The sequence below is a fragment of the Cryobacterium melibiosiphilum genome, assembly GCF_003602235.1.
Classification (GTDB): Bacteria; Actinomycetota; Actinomycetes; order Actinomycetales; family Microbacteriaceae; genus Cryobacterium; species Cryobacterium melibiosiphilum.
On the sequence record NZ_QZVS01000093.1, the window covers coordinates 93,813 to 112,686 of the forward strand.

At 67.9% G+C, this 18,874-nt stretch carries 18 protein-coding genes and 1 tRNA gene; 4 read left to right on the plus strand and 15 right to left on the minus strand.

The features are described from left to right. Positions 1–341: 341 nt before the first annotated feature. Complete coding sequence (pth, locus tag D6T64_RS17270) at positions 342–923, minus strand: aminoacyl-tRNA hydrolase (RefSeq protein ID WP_233551354.1); 582 nt, start codon at positions 921–923, stop codon at positions 342–344. A gap of 83 nt (positions 924–1,006) precedes the next feature. Beyond that, a complete protein-coding gene (locus D6T64_RS17275; RefSeq protein ID WP_119975922.1) occupies positions 1,007–1,606 on the minus strand; it encodes a 50S ribosomal protein L25/general stress protein Ctc in 600 nt (199 codons plus the stop codon). A gap of 272 nt (positions 1,607–1,878) precedes the next feature. Here D6T64_RS17275 and D6T64_RS17280 point away from each other — a divergent pair, with 272 nt between their 5' ends. Continuing rightward, positions 1,879–2,622: a FadR/GntR family transcriptional regulator gene (locus D6T64_RS17280; RefSeq protein WP_119975923.1), complete on the plus strand. Its 744-nt coding sequence runs from the start codon at positions 1,879–1,881 to the stop codon at positions 2,620–2,622. 10 nt (positions 2,623–2,632) lie between these two features. Here D6T64_RS17280 and D6T64_RS17285 read toward each other — a convergent pair whose 3' ends face one another. Genes D6T64_RS17285 through D6T64_RS17300 form a run of 4 tightly spaced genes read right to left on the minus strand, consistent with a single transcriptional unit; the run spans position 2,633 to position 6,508 of the window. Beyond that, on the minus strand, positions 2,633–3,691 hold the full coding sequence (locus tag D6T64_RS17285) for an L-idonate 5-dehydrogenase (protein ID WP_199719209.1): 1,059 nt from the start codon (positions 3,689–3,691) through the stop codon (positions 2,633–2,635). Positions 3,692–3,729: 38 nt separating this feature from the next. Beyond that, positions 3,730–4,521, minus strand: a complete 792-nt coding sequence (locus D6T64_RS17290) for an SDR family oxidoreductase (protein WP_119975925.1) — start codon at positions 4,519–4,521, stop codon at positions 3,730–3,732. After that, positions 4,521–5,921, minus strand: a complete 1,401-nt coding sequence (locus D6T64_RS17295; protein WP_119975926.1) for a GntP family permease — start codon at positions 5,919–5,921, stop codon at positions 4,521–4,523. The genes D6T64_RS17290 and D6T64_RS17295 overlap by 1 nt, the downstream gene beginning before the upstream one ends. Next, positions 5,921–6,508, minus strand: coding sequence for a gluconokinase (locus tag D6T64_RS17300; RefSeq protein WP_233551323.1), 588 nt, complete (start codon positions 6,506–6,508; stop codon positions 5,921–5,923). Before D6T64_RS17300 ends, D6T64_RS17295 begins: the two co-directional genes overlap by 1 nt. A gap of 222 nt (positions 6,509–6,730) precedes the next feature. On the opposite strand from D6T64_RS17300, the gene gndA reads away from it, so the two are divergent. Both gndA and D6T64_RS17310 read left to right on the plus strand, forming a co-directional pair. Further along, entirely contained in the window at positions 6,731–8,188 is a 1,458-nt protein-coding gene (gndA, locus tag D6T64_RS17305; protein ID WP_267900496.1) for an NADP-dependent phosphogluconate dehydrogenase, read from the plus strand. Positions 8,189–8,652: 464 nt separating this feature from the next. Continuing rightward, positions 8,653–9,018, plus strand: coding sequence for a hypothetical protein (locus D6T64_RS17310; RefSeq protein WP_119975928.1), 366 nt, complete (start codon positions 8,653–8,655; stop codon positions 9,016–9,018). Between the two features lie 261 nt (positions 9,019–9,279). Here D6T64_RS17310 and D6T64_RS17315 read toward each other — a convergent pair whose 3' ends face one another. The 3 genes from D6T64_RS17315 to D6T64_RS17325 form a co-directional block, all read right to left on the minus strand. Then, a complete protein-coding gene (locus D6T64_RS17315; RefSeq protein WP_104178544.1) occupies positions 9,280–10,257 on the minus strand; it encodes a ribose-phosphate diphosphokinase in 978 nt (325 codons plus the stop codon). Continuing rightward, positions 10,258–11,700, minus strand: a complete 1,443-nt coding sequence (gene glmU, locus D6T64_RS17320) for a bifunctional UDP-N-acetylglucosamine diphosphorylase/glucosamine-1-phosphate N-acetyltransferase GlmU (RefSeq protein ID WP_119975929.1) — start codon at positions 11,698–11,700, stop codon at positions 10,258–10,260. A 93-nt stretch (positions 11,701–11,793) separates the two neighbouring features. Beyond that, positions 11,794–11,865: transfer RNA gene (locus tag D6T64_RS17325), tRNA-Gln, on the minus strand. 92 nt (positions 11,866–11,957) lie between these two features. Between D6T64_RS17325 and D6T64_RS17330 the strand changes: the two genes are divergently transcribed. Then, positions 11,958–12,449, plus strand: coding sequence for a MarR family winged helix-turn-helix transcriptional regulator (locus D6T64_RS17330; protein WP_119975930.1), 492 nt, complete (start codon positions 11,958–11,960; stop codon positions 12,447–12,449). Between the two features lie 16 nt (positions 12,450–12,465). Here D6T64_RS17330 and D6T64_RS17335 read toward each other — a convergent pair whose 3' ends face one another. The 6 genes from D6T64_RS17335 to D6T64_RS17360 all read right to left on the minus strand — a co-directional run bounded on the left by D6T64_RS17335 (position 12,466) and on the right by D6T64_RS17360 (position 18,868). Continuing rightward, the gene (locus D6T64_RS17335) at positions 12,466–13,299 is read right to left on the minus strand and encodes a phosphate ABC transporter ATP-binding protein (protein ID WP_119975931.1); all 834 of its coding nucleotides are present in this window, start codon (positions 13,297–13,299) and stop codon (positions 12,466–12,468) included. Between the two features lie 37 nt (positions 13,300–13,336). After that, positions 13,337–14,332, minus strand: a complete 996-nt coding sequence (locus D6T64_RS17340; RefSeq protein ID WP_119975932.1) for a sortase — start codon at positions 14,330–14,332, stop codon at positions 13,337–13,339. Next, entirely contained in the window at positions 14,329–15,120 is a 792-nt protein-coding gene (locus tag D6T64_RS17345) for a hypothetical protein (RefSeq protein WP_119975933.1), read from the minus strand. Before D6T64_RS17345 ends, D6T64_RS17340 begins: the two co-directional genes overlap by 4 nt. Beyond that, positions 15,117–16,277, minus strand: coding sequence for a hypothetical protein (locus tag D6T64_RS17350; RefSeq protein WP_119975934.1), 1,161 nt, complete (start codon positions 16,275–16,277; stop codon positions 15,117–15,119). The genes D6T64_RS17345 and D6T64_RS17350 overlap by 4 nt, the downstream gene beginning before the upstream one ends. A gap of 140 nt (positions 16,278–16,417) precedes the next feature. Continuing rightward, entirely contained in the window at positions 16,418–17,743 is a 1,326-nt protein-coding gene (locus D6T64_RS17355) for an Ig-like domain repeat protein (protein ID WP_119975935.1), read from the minus strand. Positions 17,744–17,776: 33 nt separating this feature from the next. Beyond that, on the minus strand, positions 17,777–18,868 hold the full coding sequence (locus D6T64_RS17360) for a hypothetical protein (protein ID WP_119975936.1): 1,092 nt from the start codon (positions 18,866–18,868) through the stop codon (positions 17,777–17,779). Positions 18,869–18,874 lie beyond the last annotated feature (6 nt).

The following is an 18,874-nucleotide window of genomic DNA, read 5'->3' on the forward strand; positions in this document are numbered from 1 at the left end:
ACGAGCAGGTTTCGGACGCAGCAGGGTCGCAGTTGAGCCGAGCGGAGCATCCGCCGCGGAAACCGGGTCGCTACGCGGTAGTTGCGCCGCTGCGCGGTATGTACGCCCCCGGCCACCCCGCCCACAGGGGGTGCGCGGTACGTGCGCCGCTGCGCGGTAGGCGTGCCTGCGGCGCAGCGGCGCACGTACCGCGTGACTCGGCCCAGGCCGGTCGGCGCGCGATTCGCCGCGCCGCTGCGCGGTAGCTGCGCCGCTGCGCGGGACTTGCGCCGGGGTACAGGCGGGCGGCTGGATGCCGCACCCAGCCATCGCGCGCGGGGCAGGCGGCAGCTGGAGGCGGGTCAGGCGGTGTGCACCTTGAGCTGGGCCGCGACGATACCGTCGTTCGCGATGAGTTCGACGGCGTCCGCGGCATCCGCTAACAGAATGGGCAGGTTCGCCCGCTCCGTGGAGGCGAAATCGTGCAGCACGAAGTCGGCTGCGGGCTGGCGGCCCGGAGGGCGGCCGATGCCGACCCGCACCCGGATGAAGTCGTTCGTGCCGGTGGCCGAGATGATGTCACGCAGGCCGTTGTGACCGCCGTGCCCGCCGCCGACCTTGAGCTTGAGGCTGTCGAAGGGCAGGTCGAGCTCGTCGTGCACGACGATGAGGTGCGACGGTTCGATGGAGTAGAAACGCAGCAGACCCGCGACGGGGCCGCCGGAAAGGTTCATGAAGCTGTTCGGCTTGGCCAGGATCAGCTTGGGGCCGCCGGGATTGCTGCGGCCCTCCGCGACGGCGGAGTTCGTCTTGTGGTTCTTGAAGTTCACGTTCAGGCGGTCGGCGAGCTGCGCCAGGACCATCTGACCGACATTGTGGCGGTTTCCGGCATAGCCGGGCCCGGGGTTACCGAGCCCGACTACGAGCCAAGAGTTCTCGTTCAGGTCGTGCCTCCGTGCGGAGTTGGGATGGAACAGCGAACGAGTTGCCTGGCGAAACCGGTCAAGCATGGTGCAGGGAGAGTGAACTACTCGGCGGCTGCAGCGGGGGTCTCGGCGTCGGCCGCGACCTCTTCTTCGTCTTCGCCACGCGGCGTGTGCACGTAGACGACGAGGGCCTCGGGGTCGGACACGAGAACGGCGCCCTCGGGAAGAACGATGTCCTTGGCGTGAACCTGGGCACCGTCTTCGAGGCCTTCGATGCTGACGGTGAGGCGCTCGGGGATCTCGGTCGCTTCGACCTCGAGCAGCAGGCTCTTGGTGTCGAAGTCGGCGATCGTGCCGGCGAAGGACTCGCCGTCCATATGCACGTTGACGTCAACCTGCACCTTTTCACCCTTGACGACGACGATGAGGTCGATGTGCTCGATGATCATCAGGAACGGGTCCTTCTGCACGTCCTTGACGAGGGTGAGCTGCTTGGTGCCTTCGATGTCGAGCTCGAGGATGGCGTTCGCCTTGCGCAGGAGCAGGCCGATCTTGTGCTCGGGCAGGGACACGTGCACCGGCACGGTGCCGTGGCCGTAGATCACGGCGGGGATGTAGCCGAGCACGCGCAGCTTGCGGGCCGCGCCCTTGCCGAATTTGGTGCGCAGTTCTGCGGTGACCTTGTTGGTCTCTTTAGCCATGGTGTTTCTCCTAGCGGACCGACAGGCCCAATTGTTGTGGTGGCCCAGCATGAATAGCTGGTTCAACTCGAACGCATGTCAGCGTGAGGAAAGGCCGTAGACTCATCCGCCGCGTCGATAACGGATGCCGTGGGCCTGCTTTCGCAGGCTCGGCGGAATCCCTCGCCGAAGTTCAGTTCCTTAGTTTACACAGGTCGGGCGTGTCGCGTTGGTCGGCCGGCGTGCACACGGCCCGACTCGGGGCCGGGGGCGAGAGTCGGTAGGGTCGAACCATGTCGTCCCCCCTGCAGCCGTCCCCCCTGCAGCCGTCCAGCCTGCACAACCGGGTGGTCGACGCGGTCGGCAAGCCGATCGTCAGCGGCGCGACGGCGGCGGGCACGGTGATGCTCGCCGAGGAGATCGAACGGGAGCAGGGCGTCAGTCGCTCCGTCGTGCGGGAGGCCGTGCGGGTGCTCGCCTCGATGGGGCTGGTGGAATCCATCAAACGCGTCGGGATCCGGGTGCGACCCCAGTCGGCCTGGAATGCGTTCGACCCCCTGCTCATCCGTTGGCGTATTGCCGGAACCGGCAAGGGCAGCCAGCTGCGGTCGCTGACCGAGCTGCGGGCATCCGTCGAGCCGATGGCCGCGGAACTGGCCGCGAAACACTGCCCGCCCGCGATGTCCGACGAGCTCATGCGGGTTGCCGCGCAAATGCGCACGGTGGGCCGCGCCGGCGACGTGGAGCGTTTTCTCGAACTCGACATCGAGTTCCACCGGTTGGTGCTGCACGGCTCGGGCAACGAGATGTTCGCCAAGCTCGACGCTGTTATCGCCGCCGTGCTCTCGGGACGTACCGACCTCGGCCTGATGCCGACGCACCCGCACGAAACGGCCCTGCAGTGGCACGTCGATGTCGCCGACGCCATCCAGGGTGGGCACCCCGACCTGGCCCGGCAGTCGATGGACCTGATCATGCGGCGCACAATCGCGGAGGTGGAGTCCGCCTGGGCCTCCACCCCCCGGGTATTCTTCTAGGCTTCAGATCTCAGAACCGCAGCAGCACCTTGCCACTCGCCGACGCGTCGCGGGCGACCGCAAACGCCTCGAGCGCGTCGGCGGCGGCGAACTCGTGGGTGATCACGGGCTCCACGACCAGGGAGCCGTCGGCGAGGGCGGCCAGCACCTCGTCGATCTCGTCGTTGAAACGGAAGGAGCCGACCAAGTCGAGTTCGCGGGTGATGGCGAGGCTGATGAGTGCGGGCTGCTCGCCGGTCGGCAGCAGGCCGACCATCACGACGCGCCCGCCGCGGCGGGCGCCGCGCACGGCGGAGGCGAGGCCGCGGCTGCTGCCGGACGATTCGAAGACCACGTCGGCGTTGACGGATGCGATGGCCGCGGCATCCGTCGCCCGCAGCGTCTGGGTGGCGCCGAGCGTGAGGGCGGCCGCAAGGGGACGCTCATGCATGTCGACGGCGATGATCTCGGCGGCGCCGGCGCGTTTCAGCACGGCCACGATCAGGGAGCCGATCGGGCCGGCGCCGATGACGAGTACCCGGCGGCCGGCCACGGCGCCGGCCCGCGAGACCGCATGCCAGGCGACGCTCGCGGGTTCGACGAGGGCCGCGTCGCGAAGCGACAGGCCGTTCGGCAGCGGGCGCAGCATGCGGGAGGGCAGGGCGACGTGGCTGCCGAAGGCGCCCTCGGTGTGGGGAAAGCGTGCCGCGCTGCCGAGGTAGCTGCAGCCGGGCGAGAGGTTCGGCCGGTCGGCCGGAAACGGACTGCCGTCGCCGGCGCCGGGCGTGGCGGGGTGCACGGCCACCGGGGTTCCGGCGGCCGGACCAGTGCCGTCCGCGGCGGCAGTGATGACCGTGCCGACGACCTCGTGGCCGAGGCGCATCGGGGCCTGCAACACCGATTCGCCGGCGGCGCCGTGCTGCCAGTAGTGCAGGTCGGAGCCGCAGATGCCGCCGTAGGCGACCGCGATGAGGGCCTCCGAGGGCAAGGGCACCGCGACGGGCACGGTGTCGACGCGCAGGTCGCCGGCGGCGTGGGCGACGACGGCCAGGGTGTGGGTGGGGATCTGGACGTCGGTGGGGGTGCTCACGGGGTCTCCAATGGGTGTCGAGGGGATGGGATGTCGGGTCAGACGACGACGGTCATGCCGCCGTCGATGAAGACGACCTGCCCGTTGACGAAGTCAGAACCGTCGCCGGCCAGCCAGAGCGCAGGCCCGACCAGGTCGGTCACGGTTCCCCAGCGGTGCGCCGGCGTGCGGCCGAGGATCCAGGAGTCGAAGGCCTCATCGTCGACGAGGTTCTGGGTCATCTCGGTGTGGATATAGCCGGGTGCGATGGCATTGACCTGCAGGCCATGCTCGGCCCACTCGGCGGTCATCGCCCGGGTGAGGTTGCGCAGGCCGCCCTTCGACACCGTGTACGGCGCGATCGTCGGTCGGGCGAGGTCGGTCTGCACCGACGCGACGTTGATGATCTTGCCGGCGCCGCGCGGGATCATGTGGCGGGCCGCTTCCCGGCCCACCAGAAACGCGCTCGTGAGATTGGTCGTCATGACCCGCTCCCAGTCGGCGACGTCCAGGTCGAGCAGCGGAACCCGGTGCTGCACACCCGCGTTGTTCACGAGGATGCGCAGTGCCCCGACCGTCTCTTCGACCCAGTTGATGCCCGCGGTGACGGCCGCGGCATCCGTCACGTCGAAGGCCCGGGAGAAGACCCGCTCGGCGCCGAAGCGCGCAGCGAACTCGGCGTGGGTCGCTGCGAGGCGTTCGGGGTTGATGCCGTTGAGTACGACGAGGGCCCCGGCGGCCGCGAATCCCTCGGCGATCGCCCGGCCGATGCCGCGGCTCGACCCGGTGACCAGGGCCACCCGGCCTTCGATGCTGAATGGGGTGGACGCCGTGAAGGGACTCGCGGTCATCAGAACAGGCTGGCGATGAGGTAGATCGCCAGGGCGATCACGAAGCCGACCACTCCGACGAGGGCCTGGCCGACGGTCCAGGTCTTCAGGGTCGTCTTGGTGTCCATCTCGAAGAACCGGCTGATCAGCCAGAAACCGGAGTCGTTGACGTGCCCGGCGAAGACCGAACCGGCCGCGAGGGCCAGCACGATCGCGGCGAGTTCGACCGGGTTGAAGGTCGAGTTGCCCATGACCACCGGCTGCAGCAGCGCCGCGGTCGTCGTGAGGGCGACCGTGGCCGAGCCCTGAGCGATGCGGATGATCGCGGCGATCACGAAACCGGCGACGATGACCGGCAGGCCGACCGCGTCGAGGGACTCGGCGAGGGCGCCGCCGATGCCGCTGGCGCGCAGCACGCCACCGAACATGCCACCGGCACCGGTGATGAGGATGACCGCGGAAACCGGGCCGAGTGCACTGTCGACGACGGATTCGACGAGGGTTGAGGACTTGTTCTTGCGCGTGCCGAGCAGGAACATCGCCAGCAGCACGGTGATCAGCAGGGCGATCGGGGTTTCACCGAAGGCACGCAGCACCTGAACCCAGGTGTCGTCGAGGGAGACGAGTCCGGCCGTGGCGGCCATGTTGAGGCCGGTGTTCATGAAGATGAGCAGGATCGGCAGCAGCAGCAGGGCGATGATGGTGCCGACCTTGGGTGCGGAGGCGAAATCGGTGAAGTCGCCGGTGCTGCCGCGCAGGATGGAGGGAACCGGGATGTTGTACTTGCGGCCGACGTAGGCGCCGAAGAGGTGGCCCACGACGTACCAGGTGGGCAGCGCGACGACGAGGCCGAAGATGAGCACGAGGCCGACATCGGCGCCGAGCAGGCCGGTGGCTGCGACGGGCCCCGGGTGCGGCGGCACGAAGATGTGCATGACCGAGAACGCGACGGCGGCGGGGAAGCCGTAGCTCAGGAACGAACCGCCGAGGCGACGGGCCACCGCGAAGATGATCGGCAGCATGACGACGAGGCCGGCGTCGAAGAAGATCGGGAATCCGAGCATCAGGGACGCGACGGCGAGGGCGAGCGGCGCCTTGCGTTCCCCGAAGCGGTGAATGAGGGCATCCGTCAGCACCTGGGCGCCGCCGCTGGTTTCGAGCATGCGGCCGAGCATCGCGCCGAGGCCCACGAGCAGGGCGACGCTCGCGAGGGTTCCGCCGAAGCCGCTGAGCAGGGTGGGCATGAGCTGGGTGGTCGGGATGCCGGTGGCGACGGCGGTGAGCAGGCTCACGATGATCAGGGCGAGGAAGGCGTGAACCTTGAACTTCATGATCAGGGTGAGCAGTACGGCGATGGATGCGGCGGCGACGCCCAGCAGGGCGGGCGTCGACAGCACCCAGTTCAGGTCAAGATCGGTCATCAGTGAGCTATCTCTTTCGGTTCGTTCGGGGTTGCTGGTGAAGTGAGCTGGGTGAGAATGAGGGCGACGATGGCGACGGGTGAGTTGACGAGGTCGATGCGGGCGCCCGCTTCGTCGGCGGTGAGGGGCTCGAGAGCCTCGAACTGGGAGTCCAACAGGGTCGGAGGCATGTACTCGTGGTTGCGGTGGGTGAGGCGCTCGGCGATCAGGGCCTGGCTGCCGTAGAGCTCCATGAACACCAGGCTCGGCACGATGCCGCGCATCAGGTCGCGGTAGCCGCGCTTGAGGGCGGAACAGGCGATGACGATCGGCTCACCGCCGCCTGTCTCGGTCGGGGCGAGGGCATCGGCCACGGTCTGCGCGACGCGGGCCAGCCAGGGCAGGCGATCATTATCGGTGAGCGGATGCCCCGACGCCATTTTCGCGCGGGCCTCGCTCGAGTGCAGGTCGTCGCCGTCGACAAAGCGCAGTCCGAGGGAGTCGGCGAGTGCCTGCCCCACAGTGGATTTGCCGCAGCCCTGCACTCCCATCACGACGATCGGACGGTGAGCCCCTGGCAGGGTGGGACGGGTGGTTTCATCAGTCATTGACGCTCCGCGATTGTCGGCCGTTGCTTCATTACATCGGATCATGGAGCGATTGCTCGCAATAAATCTGATTTCATTAAGCAACGCTACGCGTTATGTCTGATCTGTCAAACCGAGGATAGGTCTCCCCCGTGTCGCACTGTGTCCCCCGTCTGTGGGCGCATGCAGCCGGGCGGGATACGCTTGACAGTGGTCTGGACAACCCGACCCGAAGGAGTAGACGTGTCAGAAACCCGCGCAGCACAGGCAAACATTGGCGTAGTGGGACTGGCGGTGATGGGCTCGAACCTCGCCCGCAACCTCGCCAGCCGGGAGGGCAACACGGTCGCCGTGTTCAACCGCTCTTACTCGCGCACCGAGCTGCTGACCAGCGAACACCCCGAGGCCGGCTTCATCGCCTCGGAGACCATCGAAGACTTCGTCGCCAGCCTGACCACCCCGCGCACCGCGATCATCATGGTGCAGGCCGGCAAGGGTACCGACGCCGTGATCAGCCAGCTGTCCGCGCTCTTCGAGCCCGGGGACATCATCGTCGATGGCGGCAATGCCGACTTCCAGGACACCATCCGTCGCGAGAAGGAGAACAGCGCCAAGGGCCTCAACTTCGTCGGCGCCGGCATCTCCGGTGGCGAAGAGGGCGCACTGCACGGTCCCAGCATCATGCCCGGCGGTTCCGTGGAGGCCTACAAGACCCTCGGCCCGATCCTCGAGTCGATCGCCGCGATCATCGACGGCGTGCCGTGCGTCACCCACATCGGCACCGACGGTGCCGGCCACTTCGTGAAGATGATCCACAACGGCATCGAATACGCCGACATGCAGCTCATCGCCGAGGCCTACGACCTGCTGCGCCGCGTCGGAGGTCACTCCCCCGCCGCGATCGCCGACATCTTCGCCGAGTGGAACACCGGCGAGCTGAACAGCTACCTCATCGAGATCACCGCCGAGATCCTGCGCCAGGTGGACCCGAAGACCGACAAGCCCTTCATCGACATCGTGCTCGACGAGGCTGGCTCCAAGGGCACCGGAGTCTGGACCGTGCAGAACTCCCTCGACCTCGGCGTTCCCGTCGGCGGCATCGCCGAAGCCGTCTTCGCCCGCGCCGTCTCCGCCCACCCGGAACAGCGCGGCCCGGTGCGTGCCACGCTCACCGCTCGCCCCGAAATCGCCATCGTCGGCGACACCTTCCAGGAAGATGTGCGCCAGGCGCTCTACGCCTCGAAGATCGTCGCCTACGCCCAGGGCTTCGACGCGATCATCGCCGGCGCAGTCAAGTACGGCTGGAGCATCGACAAGGGTGCCATCGCGACCATCTGGCGCGGCGGCTGCATCATTCGCGCGCAGTTCCTGAACCGCATCGTGGATGCCTACAACAACGACCCGTCGATCCCGAGCCTGCTGGTGGACAAGTACTTCGCCGATGCCGTCGCCACGAGCGAGGCGGCCTGGCGCCGCGTCGTCTCGACCGCCGCGCTCTCGGGCGTGCCGGTTCCCGGCTTCGGCTCGAGCCTGAGCTACTTCGACTCGCTCGCCAGCGAGCGCCTGCCCGCCGCCCTCGTGCAGGGCCAGCGCGACTACTTCGGAGCGCACACCTACAAGCGCGTCGACATGCCCGGCACGTTCCACACGCTGTGGTCGGGCGACCGCAGCGAGGTCGCGACCGAGGGGTCGTCGCACTAGCAGCATCCGCTTCGCGGGCAGCTGATGCCGGGCTCGTCTCAGACAGCAGCCCGCCGGCATCCGCTCACCACGACCAGCCCAATGGCCCCGGCCCGAGTCTTCACGACTCGGGCCGGGGCCATTGGTATCTTCCCGATGCACGAGAGCCCTGACGTTGCTTGTCCTGGGCGTACGGACGAAGGGCGCCAGAGCTGATGTGTATGGGGACAAACGGGGCTTGCTTGCGTTGATTCGGCGGCACGGCCCGCGAAGTGTACCCGCTGGGCCCATGCCACTCCCTCGCCCATCGCGAGTGGGCGCAAATGGCCCCTTGCGCGGCGATCATGGGGCCTTTTGCGCCCACTCGCGGCCGTCATCATGACCTTATGGGGCTATTTGCGCCCACTCGCGAACGAGGTGTCAGAGTTCGGATGCCTCGGGCCGTTTCCCACCCCCGTCTGGAATACTGGGGAGAGAATATGACTATGTCGAATGAGCACCCCGAACTGTCCGGCTACCAACCCTCCGGCAACGAGCGCCCGCTGCGCAGCAAACACCTGACCCGCGCGATGCGGGTCATCGTGGTGCTCGGGCTCGTGGCTCTCGTCGTGCCGGGCGTGCTGACGACCGTGCAGGTCGCCACGACCACCGCGACCAACGGATGCCTCGCCGCCGTCGCCCAGTACTACCCCCAGTCGGTCGACTACGACGCCCGGTTCGAGCTCTCGGGCGCCGGCGGTTTCGGGTGGCAGTGCTACGCCATCGACCAGCACGAGCGCGAGACCTTCGTGACGGCGCTCGGCATCATTCCGAGCGCCCCGAGACAGGTCACCCCGGGTACACCGGCCTAACTGATCCACATCACACCAGACCGTCCGGGTGTCCCAACCCGAGCGACCTGTGACCACTCAGGACGAACGGGCTGGCCCGGGACGTTCTGTGACACCTCGTGCGCGAGGTGTCACAGATGACCCCTTGGGCAGGCGTTGGCACCGCGAGTGGGCTCAAATGGCCCCATGATCGCCGTCGAAGGGGCTATTTGAGCCCACTCGCGAGCGGCAAGGGGCTATTTGCGCCCACTCGCGAGCGGCTGGGCTGCATCAAATCTGGCGCTACGCGGCGCCGTCGAACATCGAGGTGACGGAACCCTCGTCGAAGACCTCGTGGATCGCGCGCGCGAGCAGCGGTGCGATCGGCAGCACGGTCAGGGTCGGGAAGCGCTTCTCCGGCGGGATCGGCAGCGTGTCGGTGACGACAACGGCCGAGATGGCCGGGTTCTGCAGCATGTCCACGGCCGGATCGCTGAACACGGCGTGGGTCGCGGCGACGACGACGCCGATGGCGCCGGCCTCGCGCAGGGCCTCGGCGGCGAGGGCGATGGTGCGTCCGGTGTCGATCATGTCGTCGACGAGCAGGCAGACGCGGCCCTCGACCTGGCCGACGATCTCGTGCACGCTGACCCGGTTCGGCACGAGCGGGTCGCGACGCTTGTGGATGATGGCGAGCGGCACGCCGAGGCGGTCGCTCCAGATGTCTGCGACGCGCACGCGGCCCATGTCGGGCGACACGATGGTGAGGGTGGCGGGGTCGAGCTTCTCGCGGAAGTGCTCGAGCAGCACCGGCATCGCGAAGAGGTGGTCGACGGGGCCGTCGAAGAAGCCCTGGATCTGCGCGGCGTGCAGGTCGATCGACATGATGCGGTCGGCGCCGGCAACCTTGAACAGGTCGGCGACGAGGCGGGCGGAGATCGGCTCGCGGCCGCGGCCCTTCTTGTCCTGGCGGGCGTACGGGTAGAACGGCGCGACGACGGTGATGCGCTTGGCGGAGGCCCGCTTGAGCGCGTCGACCATGATGAGCTGTTCCATCAGCCACTCGTTGATGGGGGCCGTGTGGGACTGGATGACGAAGGCATCCGAGCCGCGCACACTCTCGTCGAAGCGGGCATACAGTTCGCCGTTGGCGAAGGTGCGGGCGTCGGTGTGCAGGAGCTCAGAGCCGAGTTCCGTGGCGATGTCGAGCGCGAGCTGCGGGTGCGCTCGCCCCGAGACCAGTACTAGTCGTTTGTCTCCGCTGGTTTTGATCTCCGACACCTATTCTCCACTCACCGTGCTGTTAGTACTCTCGGATGCGGCTGTGGCGGCATCCGTTCCGGGGCGGTGAGCCTGAACCCACCCACCCATGTTGCGCTGCGGAGCCACACTGATTGCGAGGTCCCCGGCCGCCACGTTTTTGCGCACGACCGTTCCTGCTCCGGTGTAAGCTCCGTCACCAATTGTAATCGGCGCCACGAAGACGTTGTGCGACCCCGTGCGCACGTGGCTGCCCACCGTGCTGTGGTGCTTGGCCACGCCGTCATAGTTGGCGAAGATCGTGCCGGCACCGATGTTCGAGTGCTCCCCGACCACGGCGTCACCGACGTAGCTGAGGTGTGGCACCTTGCTGCCGGCGCCGATCTGCGCGTTCTTGGTCTCAACGAAGGCGCCGATCTTGCCGTCTTCGCCGAGCACGGTTCCGGGGCGCAGGTAGGAGAACGGGCCGACGGATGCCCCGGCGCCGATCACCGCGAGCGTCGCGTCGGTGCGCTTCACGATTGCACCGGCCCCGATCTCGCAGTCGCGCAGGGTCGTGTCGGGCCCGATGATGGCGCCCGTCGCGATGGTCGTGGCACCCTCGATCTGGGTGCCCGGCAGCAGCGTCACGTCGGGCGCGAGGGCGGCCTTGAGGTCGATCCAGGTGGTGGCCGGGTCCTGCACGGTCACGCCGGCGAGCTGCCAGCCGCGCACGATGAGCGCGTTGAGCTTCTGCGCGGCCTCGCTGAGCTGGGCGCGGTCGTTGATCCCGGCGACCAGCCACGGGTCGTCGACGGGAACGGCGGTGACCTCGGAGCCGGCGCGGCGCAGCAGGCCCACCACGTCGGTGAGGTATTTTTCGCCCTGGGAGTTGTCGAGGGTGAGCTGGGCGAGCTGGTCGCGCAGCGCTGTCAGCGTGAACAGGTAGACGCCGGCGTTGATCTCGTCGACGGCGAGTTCGGCATCCGTCGCATCTTTCTGCTCGACGATGTGGTCGAACGCGCCGGCCGCCGAGCGGATGATGCGCCCGTAGCCGGTGGGGTCGTCGGGGAACGCCGAGAGCACGGTGCCGGAGGCGGCGCTGCCGCGGTGCACGGTGAGAAACGCGGTGAGGGTCGCGGCGTCGAGGAGCGGCACGTCGCCGTTGATGACGAGCACGTCGCCGTCCCAGTCGGCCGGCAGCGCTTCGACGGCCTGTTCGACGGCGCGGCCGGTGCCGGGGATCTCGTCCTGGTCGACGATGAGGCTCTCGGGGAGGTCCTCGGTCACGAGGGCGGCGAGGCGGTCACGTTCGTGCCGCACGACGGTGACGACGTGCGCGGCGTCGAGCGCGCGTGCGGTGGCGAAGACGTGGCTGACGATCGGTACCCCGGCAAGCGGATGCAGCAACTTCGGCAGCGTGGACTTCATGCGGGTGCCCTGTCCGGCGGCGAGCACGATGATGGCGAGTCGGGAGTCTGTCACGTGGGGAGTCCTCTGAATTTTCTTCACTGCGGAAAGGTCTGCGCCGGGATGTGGGCGCGTGGTCATCGTGGAATGAATCATCGTGGGTGAGGGCTCCGCCACCAGGATTCGAACCTGGACCGAACAACTCCAAAGGTTGCCGTGCTGCCGTTACACTATGGCGGAACGCGTCGGCCGTGTGGTCGACAACCCCTCAAGTCTGCCAGACGCGGGCGGCTCGGGCGGCACCCACGGCCCCGAGCCGGGATAATGGGGGAATGCCTGGCCATGATGAAGTCGACCGAATTGTGGATTCCTGGCTGCGAGAACGCCCTGATCTGGACTTTTCCCCGCTGCAGGTGCTCTCCCGGGTCGCCCGGCTGTCGAAGCATCTCGACCGCGCACGGCGCACCGCCTTCACCCGCTCCGAGCTGCAGTCGTGGGAATTCGACGTGCTGTCGGCGCTGCGACGCGCCGGCGCCCCCTATGAGCTGAGCCCGAAGGCGCTGCTGCTGCAGACCCTGGTCTCGAGCGGCACCATGACGAACCGTATCGACGGGCTCGTAGAGCGGGGCCTCGTGAAGCGGCGCACCGATCCCAACGATGGCCGCGGCATCCGGGTCAGCATGACAGCGGATGGCCTCAGTCGCGTCGACGCCGCCATCACCCGGCTCGTGGACGCCGAGGCCGAGCTGCTGGGCACGCTCACCGTGGCCGAGCAGGCACACCTCGCCGACCTGCTGCGCAAGCTCAGCCTCGACTTCGACTGAGTGCACGGGCGGTTGGTTAGCCGAAGCGGCCGTTGACGTAGTCGGCGGTGCGGCTGTCGATCGGGTCGCCGAACATCAGCTCGGTCGGGCCGTGCTCGACGATGCCGCCGGGGGTGCCCTGCGCGGCGAGGAAGAACGCGCAGTTCTGGGAGACCCGCTGGGCCTGCTGCATATTGTGCGTGACGATGACGATCGTGACCTCATGGGCGAGGTCGGTCATCGTCTCCTCGATCACGCGCGTCGAGGTCGGGTCGAGGGCCGAGCAGGGCTCGTCCATGAGGAGCACCCGCGGGCGCACGCTGAGCGAGCGGGCGATGCAGAGGCGCTGCTGCTGACCTCCGGAGAGGCCGCCGCCGGGTGCGCGAAGGCGGTCGCGTACCTCTTTCCACAGCCCGGCTTTGGTCAGCGAGACCTCGACGAGCTCGTCCTTGTCCGAGCGCGAGATGCGGGTGCCCGTCAGTTTGAGCCCGGCGACGACGTTGTCGTAGATGGACATTGCCGGAAAGGGATTCGGTTTCTGGAAGACCATCCCGATCTCCTTGCGCGCGTCGGTCAGGCGCCGGGACGCGTCGTAGATGTCGTGCCCGTCGAGGTGCACCTCGCCGGCCAGGGAAGCTGACGGGACCAGTTCGTGCATGCGGTTCAGGATGCGCAGGAATGTCGACTTGCCACAACCCGACGGCCCGATCAACGCCGTGACCTGCCCCGCCTCCATCGTGAGCGATACCCGGTCGAGCACCTTGTGGGTACCGAACCAGGCCGAGATCGACTGGGCGTCCAGGGTGGCCAGGGCGTTGACGGGAGGCGCGGCCGGAAAATCGAGGGCCGGAATGTCCAGGAAGGTGGTCATCAGTGTCTTTCTCGGGTATCTGGGTGGGAACGCGGGGTCAGAGCAGGTTGGGGAGCATGCCGATGGCCGAGTCGGCCGCGGCCGCGCCGAGCGCCAGCAGCGTGGGCACGCCCACGATCCAGGCCTGGGCGCCACCCCAGGTGCGCAGCAGCCAACGCACCGCAATGGAGGCGACCACCAGCCATTGCAGCCAGAACAGGGTCGGAAGTCCGCTGTCGGCATCCGGTTGCATAGCCAGTTCCGACTCTGCGAGCACCGCACTCGTGAAGACGCGCGACGGGGTCTCCCGCACCTCACTCGTGAGGGTGGCGTCGACGTGCAGCGCACCGGTCGGCGCGAGAGCGGGGCCGTCACCGGTCACCAGTTCGAGCCGGCCCTGGCCGGAGTCGAGCGGGGTCGGCAGCAGATCACCGGCGCGACGGATGCCGAACACCTCGAAGGTGCCGACCCCCTGCCCCGTGGTCACCGTGATGGCATCCCCCGGCTGCAGCCGTCCGAGGTCGCGAAAGGTTCCGCCGTAAGCGGCCTGGCGCCCGAAAATCACGCTCGTGCCCTGTTGTCCGGGCAGAACGGTATCGCGCCGGTGGCCAGGGCCCATCCGCAGGTCGTCGCCGGTGGTGCCCTCGACGACGACCTCGCTGATGCCGAGGCTCGGGATCTGGATCAGGGCGATGGGGGTACCGGCCGGGGTCGGGTTGGAGTCTCCGTCGAGCTGGCCGAGGGGCACGATGGCCTGGGCAAGATTGGACCGCAGCTCCTGGTAGAGCTGGCTCTGGCTGCGGGCCTGCTGCAGCGCGCCGAGAACGACGACATGGCCGACGAAGCCCAGGAGCAACGCCGACAACAGCAGCCACACCACGCCGCTCCACCAGCGCAGCTCGTTCGGAGCGACGGGAACGGGAGGTTTTCGGGTGCGAGCCGGCGGGCGGCTCAGCCAGCGGGGAACCCGCACGGCGCTGTGTCCCCCGCGGTCGTTTTGGCGTGTGGGAGCCTTGCGTGGTGTGTCCACGGCATCCGTCGTGCCGGGGGTCATGCTTTCTGCCCTTCGCTGCTGCGGCGGGTTCCCCAGGCGGTGAACCACCAGCCGCGAAAACCGCCGATCAGAAAGACCGCGATCGTGCCGAGGGCGCCGATTGCCAGCACGAACCACCAGAGCTGGCCCGTGCTGGCCAGCGAACCGCTCGACGCGCCGGCGGTGCCGACCACGATCAGGGTGGAGTTCGTCACCACGCCCGAGGTCAAGCCGGTCGCCTCGATGGTGTGGGTGCCGGTGCGGAGGTCCGCGGGGAGAGTGAAGGTCGCCGAGAAGGTGCCCGCGGCATCCGCCGTCGCCGTGCCCAGCACGATGGGTTCGGAGTACAGCACCACCCGGATTTCCTCGGCGGGCGTGTATCCGCCGGCGGACACCGTGATGGTGCCGCCGGGCGCCACCCGAGGGGAGTCGAGGGTCAGCGGCGGCGCGTCCGGGGTCGGGCTCGCATTCACGGGCCGGGCGACAGCGGAGTCGGTGCCGGTGGCGTTCGGTGTGGTCTCGGCGGCACCGCCGGTCACGGCGGTCCCGGAGCCGGTCTCGGGTGAGCCCGTGTCGGTCGAGCCGGTCGACACGGCGGCCGTCGTCGGGGAGGCACTCGGGGTGGGCGTGGGCGTGGTGCTGGGAATCTCGACTGTGACGCTCATCGAGCGGGGCGACGGTGTGCTGGAGGGAACGGATGTCCCAGCGGCTGCCGATACGGCGGCGGTCGCCACGCCCAGCGTGAGAGCGATCAGTGCGGCGCCGCCGAGGAGTCCCTGCCGGGTCCGATTCAGGAGGGTCCGTCTCATGCGACGGGCACCTGAGCGGGGGTCGGCGCAGCGTTGGTTGCCCGCAGGGCGTTCTGCGCCTCGCGGCGGCCCTCTACCTTGGCCTGATCGGCGGCTTCGTCGAGGGCGTCGAAGAAGCGCTCCCGGGTCACCCGCACATAACGAACGATGAGGAAGATCGCCGTGGCCACGAGGGCGATGACGAGCAGCAGCGTCCAGGGGATGGCCGCAGCCATCGTCGACGACGTTGACGAAGCCAGTTCCATTCCGGCGTTCTGTGGCGTTTCGCCTCCGGTCGGTGCCGGGCTTAGCGAGATATCGGCCCAGACCGCGAACAGCGGCGGTACATTCGCAAGCTCAGCCGTGACGTGAACGGATTGGCCCGGCAGCACCGTGGTCAGTGCGGCAGGTGCCATCGTTCCGAGACCGATCCCGAAGGGGCCGGTCACGGTGGCGGCCTGCTCCACGTCGACCCGGAGGTTACCCGTGTTCTTGACGGCGTAGTCGAGGTGCAGGGTTCCCCCGGCGAAGGGGTTCCAGGGCGAATCGAAGCGGGTGACCATTCCGGCCGTCTCGACGGAGACCGTGGGAGCGCCGCTCACGTTCAGGATCACCCGGGCGCCCACGCGCTGGTCGAGGCTGACGGCCTGGCCGCTGGTGCCGTCGCCGGCCTTCGTCACCGAGGCGACGATTCCGGCGGCATGGTCGCCCGGGGTCACATCGGTGGCAACGGTCACGCGAAAGGGAACGACGGCCTGGGTGCCGGGTTCCAGGGTGATTTCGGACAGGTCGAGCGCGATGGCGGCGCCCACGTCCACGGGCGGCTGGTCGGCGGGCAGCAGGCTGTAGCCGCCCGTCTCGAAGTCATTGATGGCGTCGGTGGCGTACACGGCGAAGGTGGCAGCGACCGGGCCGGAGTTGATGATCGCGACAAAGTCACGAATCTCCGTGCCGGGATCGACCTGATAGCTGAAGGTTTCGCGCTCGTCTGGCCCCTCAGCGGATGCGGGGTGCACGCTCCACACGGCGCTCTCGTCCGCGGTCACGCTCGGTGCGATAACGCCGGGCGCGGTGGCACTGGCGGCGGTGACATCGAATGCCGTGGCGCTGGGCAACAGCGGAGCGATGGCCAGGGCGACGGTGGCGAGGAAGGCGAGCGGTGACGACAGGATGAACATGGCCTCTTCAACGATCAGGGGTGGGCGAGCAGGGGGTGGGCGAGCAGGGCAAGCAACGAACGGGGTGAAGCCGAGACCGGGCAGGTTCTGCCCGGTCTCGGCTCAGTACTGTGCTGTGTGCGCTGTGACGAAAACTCTGACTAGATGAGCGTTAGGGTGAGCGTCGTGGAGTAGCTGCCGGAAGGCGTGTTCGCGGGGGCCTCGAAGTTGAGGGCGGCGGACGTGGCGGTGAGGAGCTTGCCGTCGACGACGGAGCCGGTGGCGAGCGTGCTCGGCACCTTCAGTCCAGTGGCAGCGGCGGCGACCGAAGCGCCAGCGACGCCGGCGTTGTCGGTGCCGACCAGCACCGGAACCCAGCCGAGAGCCTTGCCGTCGATGACCTTGGTGTCGTCGGTCGCGTCGACGAAGTCACCGGCGGTGCCGGTGAGGCTCCACGCGATTGTTCCGAGCTGACGCGTGTCGGTGACGACAGCCGAGCCGAGGGATCCGGTCGACTTGAGGGTGTTCGACACCGTGTCGAGGGCCGCAGTCGGAAGGGTGACGGCACTGGCCACACCCGTCAGGCTGAAGCCGCCGATGCCGGAGGGCACGACAACCGAAACCGTTGTGGCGGCAAAGGTTTCTCCAGCAATGTTCACCGTGAAGCCGGTCGACGCGGAATCGCCCAGGTCAGCCGACGTGGAGCCGAAGCGACTCGTGAAGGTGTACGAAGCGCCAGAGGCAAGCACGGGAGTGGTGAAGGTGGCAACGCCGTTGGACAGCGCCGCCGTTCCGATGACGGTACCGGTGCCATCGAGGAAGTCAACGTCGCCGACCGCTGACGTGGCAACACCGTTCTCATCCTTGACCGTGGCGGTCAGGGTAACCGTCGAGTCGCTGTTGCTGACAGCAGAGAGCGACGTGGTCGAGGCCGCGGCGGGAACTGCAACCGACCAGGTGGTCGAGTCGGCGGACAGGGTCATCGCGAGGCTGTAGTACTTGTCGTTCACGTAGTCAACCGAGGTCGAGAGCGAGAAGCAGTAGTATCGCAGCTCGAAGGCTCCCGGGTTGACCACGCCGACGGTCGGCCACGGACGCACGCTGACGAACGGGTTGTTGGTCGGGAGGCTGTAGCTCTGGTCGGCGGAGATCGGGCTGCCGTCGAGGCCGGTCGACCCGTAGAGGGTCGTGTCGGTCTTGCGCGCGGTAGCGATCGGTCCCTTGGTGACGCCGTCCTGGAAGACGAAGGTACCGCTCATGCCGCGGTAGCCGGCCGGGCAACCGGTGGCTGCGCTGTGGCTGGTGATCATGTTGCCGAACTCGTGGTGCGAGCCGTCAACCTTTCCGGTGGTCGGGGTGATGCTGAATTCCCCGATGTAGTTGGAGTCGGTCGTGGCAGCGGATGCCGCCTGGACAGCGGAGAAGCTGCCGAGGATGACGGCGCCCATGACGGCGACCGCGGCGATCTTGCGGGAGAAGTTTTTCATGCGAGTGTTGTTTCCTTCTTCAGTAATTCGCGATTACAGGGTGTAGGGAGACTTGTACGTGGTGGTGTTGCCGCAGAGGGTGCCGGCGGAGCCGAAGCCGTACTGCTTGATGAGCGCGGTGTTGGAGCAGACCGTTGAGCTGGTACCGGCGAACGTGGCCTGCAGCAGCAGGTCGGCAGCGCTGGTTCCGGACAGACGCGACGTAGCAACGACGTTGTAGACGTTGCGGCTGATCGGGAACGCGGAGTTGAGCTCGACGACGCCGTCGTTGTTGATGACCGGCTTCGATCCACCGATCGACCCGAGGGCGACCTGGTAACGACGTTCGAGAACGGTGGTCGGAAGGGTGTTGTGGTTGCCCTGGGCGACATACTGTGCGATCGAGAACGGCACGATGTCACCGATTCCGGTGACCTGAGCACCGCTGTGCTCCTGCACGGTGTTGCCGATGTCGGTGGCACAGCTGGCGACATCGGTCTCGGTCAGGCCGAGGGTTGAGAGCCAGAAGGAACGCGTTCCCGATCCGCTCTGCGGCAGCAGCGCACGAATCGCAACCGTGTTGAAGTCAGCGTCGGCGTACTCGGTGACGGCGCAGCGGTAGATGTTGCGCAGCGTGAAGGGAGCCGGGCTCACGCTGTCCTGCGAGGACGAGCCGATGGGGATATCGCGGGGAAAGGAGCCGCCGGCGTTGACGGCGTAGGTGACGGCATCTTTCGCGAACGGGATGTAGGTGAGGTCGGACCCCGAGCCCTTGGGTCCGCTCGAGCTGCGGGCGAAGTCCAGCTGGCCGGTGATGTCGACGCTGTTCCACACCTTGATGCCGGTGCTGTTGATCGAGGCACTGAGCGCCTTGACGCCGTTGCCCGAACCGTTGGGGCGCAGGAACGACGGGCCGCCCGACTTGGTCTGGATGGTTTCCGTGCCGGTGGCGTCGTAGTTGCCGATGGCGGTGACCGCGGTGGAGAGGCCACCCACGAGGTCCTGGGTGGTGTCGGAGCCGGTGCCCGAGAGCTGGGCGTAGGTGCCGGCCGCCGGGTCGGCGAAGGCGGGGATCGTGCCGAAGGCCACGCCCACGAGCGCAAGCCCGGCGATGAGGCCGAGACGACGCTGGTTCTTCTTCTGCATGCTGTT

What these genes read in the sequence shown, in the direction of transcription:
- D6T64_RS17340 (WP_119975932.1), bottom strand. Translation starts at nt 14,332, where the DNA reads ATGACCCCCGGCACGACGGATGCCGTGGACACACCACGCAAGGCTCCC.
- D6T64_RS17275 (WP_119975922.1), bottom strand. Translation starts at nt 1,606, where the DNA reads ATGGCTAAAGAGACCAACAAGGTCACCGCAGAACTGCGCACCAAATTC.
- D6T64_RS17355 (WP_119975935.1), bottom strand. Translation starts at nt 17,743, where the DNA reads ATGAAAAACTTCTCCCGCAAGATCGCCGCGGTCGCCGTCATGGGCGCC.
- D6T64_RS17300 (WP_233551323.1), bottom strand. Translation starts at nt 6,508, where the DNA reads ATGACTGATGAAACCACCCGTCCCACCCTGCCAGGGGCTCACCGTCCG.
- D6T64_RS17335 (WP_119975931.1), bottom strand. Translation starts at nt 13,299, where the DNA reads ATGACCACCTTCCTGGACATTCCGGCCCTCGATTTTCCGGCCGCGCCT.
- D6T64_RS17360 (WP_119975936.1), bottom strand. Translation starts at nt 18,868, where the DNA reads ATGCAGAAGAAGAACCAGCGTCGTCTCGGCCTCATCGCCGGGCTTGCG.
- D6T64_RS17310 (WP_119975928.1), top strand. Translation starts at nt 8,653, where the DNA reads ATGTCGAATGAGCACCCCGAACTGTCCGGCTACCAACCCTCCGGCAAC.
- D6T64_RS17330 (WP_119975930.1), top strand. Translation starts at nt 11,958, where the DNA reads ATGCCTGGCCATGATGAAGTCGACCGAATTGTGGATTCCTGGCTGCGA.
- D6T64_RS17295 (WP_119975926.1), bottom strand. Translation starts at nt 5,921, where the DNA reads ATGACCGATCTTGACCTGAACTGGGTGCTGTCGACGCCCGCCCTGCTG.
- D6T64_RS17290 (WP_119975925.1), bottom strand. Translation starts at nt 4,521, where the DNA reads ATGACCGCGAGTCCCTTCACGGCGTCCACCCCATTCAGCATCGAAGGC.
- D6T64_RS17350 (WP_119975934.1), bottom strand. Translation starts at nt 16,277, where the DNA reads ATGTTCATCCTGTCGTCACCGCTCGCCTTCCTCGCCACCGTCGCCCTG.
- D6T64_RS17280 (WP_119975923.1), top strand. Translation starts at nt 1,879, where the DNA reads ATGTCGTCCCCCCTGCAGCCGTCCCCCCTGCAGCCGTCCAGCCTGCAC.
- D6T64_RS17345 (WP_119975933.1), bottom strand. Translation starts at nt 15,120, where the DNA reads ATGAGACGGACCCTCCTGAATCGGACCCGGCAGGGACTCCTCGGCGGC.